Here is a 3443-nt window from a genome sequence, read left to right as displayed (position 1 = left end):
TGTTCAACCAGGAAGACGGCTCGTTTTTCCGTCACAAGACGCCGTCGACGCCGCATGACAGTTCGGAAGGTATTCTGAACGGTCTTGGCGCGATCTGCGAGAAGGCGGGGATTACGCCGGCGGATATCGAGTTCTTCCTGCACGGCACGACCGTTGCCACCAACGCCGTGCTCGAGGGCAAGGGCGCGCGCGTGGGGCTCATCACGTCCGAAGGCTACCGCCAGGTCATGCAGATCGCGCGCTCGTTCGTGCCGGGCGGTCTGGCGGGCTGGATCGTGTGGCCCAAGCCGGTGCCACTGGCCGCCCTTGAAGACACCTTCGAGGTCGCCGGGCGCATGAACGCGCAGGGCGAGGAAGTGCGCGAGATCGACGAAGCGCAGATCCGCGAGGTCCTCACCAAGCTCAAGGATTCGGGCGTCCAGGCGCTCACCGTTTCGCTCATGAACGGCTACCTCAATGGCGCGCACGAGACCCGCATCGGCGAACTCGCCGCCGAGATCTGCCCCGAGCTTCCGGTCTCGCTCTCCCACGAAGTCCTGCCCGAGATGCAGGAATACGAGCGTACGCTGACCACCGTTGCCAACGCCGCGGTGCGCCCGGTCGTGGGCAACTACGTGCGCAACCTGCGCTCGAACCTGCGTTCGGGCGGCATGGCCGGTTCGCTCTCGCTGCTGCGCTCGGACGGCGGTCTCATGTCCTCCGAGAAGTCCGAAGAGCACCCCGTTGCGCTCCTCATGTCGGGCCCGGCAGGCGGCGTCACCGGCGCGCTGTGGGTCGGCAAGAACGCAGGGATCAAGAACATCCTGACGCTGGACGTCGGCGGCACCTCGACCGACGTCGCGCTCATCGAGAACCTCGAGGCACGCCGCGTGCGCACCACCGAAGTGGGCCACCTTTCGGTGCGTGCTTCGGCGCTCGACGTGAAGACCGTGGGCGCGGGCGGCGGCTCGATCGCCTATGTCCCCGAGCTCACCGGCGCGCTGCGCGTCGGCCCGGAATCGGCTGGCGCCGTCCCGGGTCCGGTTGCCTACAACAAGGGCGGCACGCTGCCGACCGTGACCGACGCCAACGTCGTGCTGGGCTACCTCCCCGAGAACCTTCTGGGCGGCACCTTCAAGCTCGACCGTGAAGGCGCCAAGGCCGCTGTCCAGACCGTTGCCGACAAGCTCGGCATCGATGTCATGGAAGCCGCGCGCGGCATCATCGACATCGTCAACGAGAACATGTTCGGCGCGCTGCGCATGATCTCGGTCCAGCAGGGCTATGACCCGCGCCACTTCGCGGTCATGGGCTTTGGCGGGGCGGGTCCGCTCCACGTCAACGCCGTTGCCAAGCTGATGGGCTCCTGGCCCGCCGTCTCGCCGGTGTCCCCGGGCGTCCTGTGCGCGCTGGGCGATGCGACCACCCGCATGCGCACCGAGACCGCGCGTTCGTACTCCAAGTCGTTCACCAACACCGAGGAAGCCGACGTTCTCGCCCAGCTCGAAGAGATGGCCGCGCAGACCACGAAGGAACTCACCAGCGAAGGCATCGATGCAAGCGATGTCACCGTCGAGTTCGAACTCGACGTGCGCTACGAGGGCCAGGCCTTCGAAGTGCCGCTTTCGATCGATCCCGAGACGTTCAAGTCGGGCGGCCTTGCCGCGATCATCGAACGCTTCGACGATGAGCACGAGCGTCTCTTCACCTTCAAGATGGATAGCGAGCACGAGCTGGTGAACCTGCGCGCCGTCGCGCTTGGCCCCGTCCTCGACCTCGAAGCCCAGCGCCTTCCCGAAGGCAACGGCGATCCCATCGAGGCCAAGGTGCGCGACCACCAGCTGTGGGCCGATGGCAAGATGGTCCCCGCCGCGATCTACGACCGTTCCAAGCTCAAGGCGAACGACGTGATCCAGGGGCCGGCCATCGTCACCGAGATGGACTCCACCACGCTCATCGAAGCCGACTGCACCGGCACCGTCGATGCCTACGGCAACATCCTCATCAACCTGAAGTGAGCGAAGGAACTCTCTAATGCCCGCACAGATCATTCAGGCCAACGAAACCCCCTTCGAGAAGATCGAGATCGATCCGGTCACCCTCGAAGTCATCGAGAACGCCCTTCGCAACGCCCGCATCGAGATGGACGCCACCCTCGTGCGCACCGCCATGTCGCCCGGCATCCGCGAACAGGGTGACGCCTTCCCGCTCATCGCCGACCACAAGGGGCGCATGATCGTGGGCCAGTTCGGCTCCTACATCGGCCCCTTCCTCGAAGGCTTCGACGGCACCGTGGAAGACGGCGACATGATCTTCCTGTCCGACCCCTACTCGGTCGGCGGCGCGATCAGCCACTGCAACGACTGGCTCGTTCTCCTGCCCGTCTTCAAGGACGGCCGCCTCATCGCCTACACCTCGATGTTCGGCCACCAGAGCGACATCGGCGGCATGGTGCCCGGCTCCATGCCGATCCACGCCACCGAGATCTTCCAGGAAGGCGTGCGCATCCCGCCCGTCAAGATCTGGAAGAAGGGCGAGTACAACGAGGACCTCATCAAGCTGGTCATGCACCAGTCGCGCATGCCCGACTGGTGCAAGGCGGACTTGAACGCACTGATCGCCTCGTGCCGCGTTGCCGCCAACCGCGTGGTCGAGATGGCCGAGCGCTTCGGCGATGACATCTTCGTCTCGGCGACCAACCTGCTCCTGGATCGCAACTACCGCGCCATGCAGCAGCTCATCGAGAGCTCGATCGGCGAGACCCCCGTCTCGTTCGAGGACTACATCTGCGACGATGGCATGGGCTTTGGCCCCTACAAGATCAAGTGCACGATGTGGAAGGAGAACGGCCGCGTCGTTCTCGACTTCGACGGCACCGATCCGCAGAGCCAAGCCTCGATCAACATGCTGCTCAACGAGAACATGATGCGCATGTTCTTCGGCATCTACATGATCATGGTCTTCGATCCGCAGATCCTGTTCAACGACGGCTACTACCCGCTGATCGACATCCGGATCCCGGAAGGCTCGCTGCTCAAGCCCAAGTTCCCGGCCGCGCTCTCGGGCCGCACCCACGTGCTCGGACGTCTGTTCGACATCATGGGCGGCCTGCTGGGTCAGAAGACGCCCGAGTTCCTCAACGCCGCGGGCTTCTCGTCCTCGCCGCACCTGTTCTATGCAGGCCACGACAAGGCGGGCAAGTGGTTCCAGCTCTTCCAGATCGGCTTTGGCGGAATCCCGGGCCGGCCCATGGGCGACGGCCCCGACGGCCACTCGCTGTTCCCCGGCTTCACCAACGTGCCCAACGAGTTCCTCGAGCGCTACTTCCCGCTCGAGATCGTCAAGTACGAGACGGTCGCCGACAGCGGCGGTGCAGGTCTGCACCGCGGCGGCAACGGCATCAACATGGTCTACCGCTTCTATGAGCCGGGCGTCATCGCGATCCACGACGACCGCTGGTTCGT

Annotated in this window: 2 protein-coding genes; both read left to right on the top strand. The window is 64.9% G+C overall.

What is annotated here, in order from left to right; genetic code table 11:
* The coding region (locus LC060_RS20860; RefSeq protein WP_226638628.1) for a hydantoinase/oxoprolinase family protein at positions 1-1997 on the top strand (1997 nt) is incomplete at its 5' end.
* Between the two features lie 16 nt (positions 1998-2013).
* Positions 2014-3443, top strand: a 1430-nt coding sequence (locus tag LC060_RS20855) for a hydantoinase B/oxoprolinase family protein (RefSeq protein ID WP_226638627.1), incomplete at its 3' end; no start/stop codon positions are given.

Source organism: Novosphingobium profundi (assembly GCF_020524485.1).
In the GTDB taxonomy this organism is placed as follows: Bacteria; Pseudomonadota; Alphaproteobacteria; order Sphingomonadales; family Sphingomonadaceae; genus Novosphingobium; species Novosphingobium profundi_A.
Note: the sequence above shows the minus strand (reverse complement) of the source record. Positions and strands in the feature narration are given on the sequence as shown.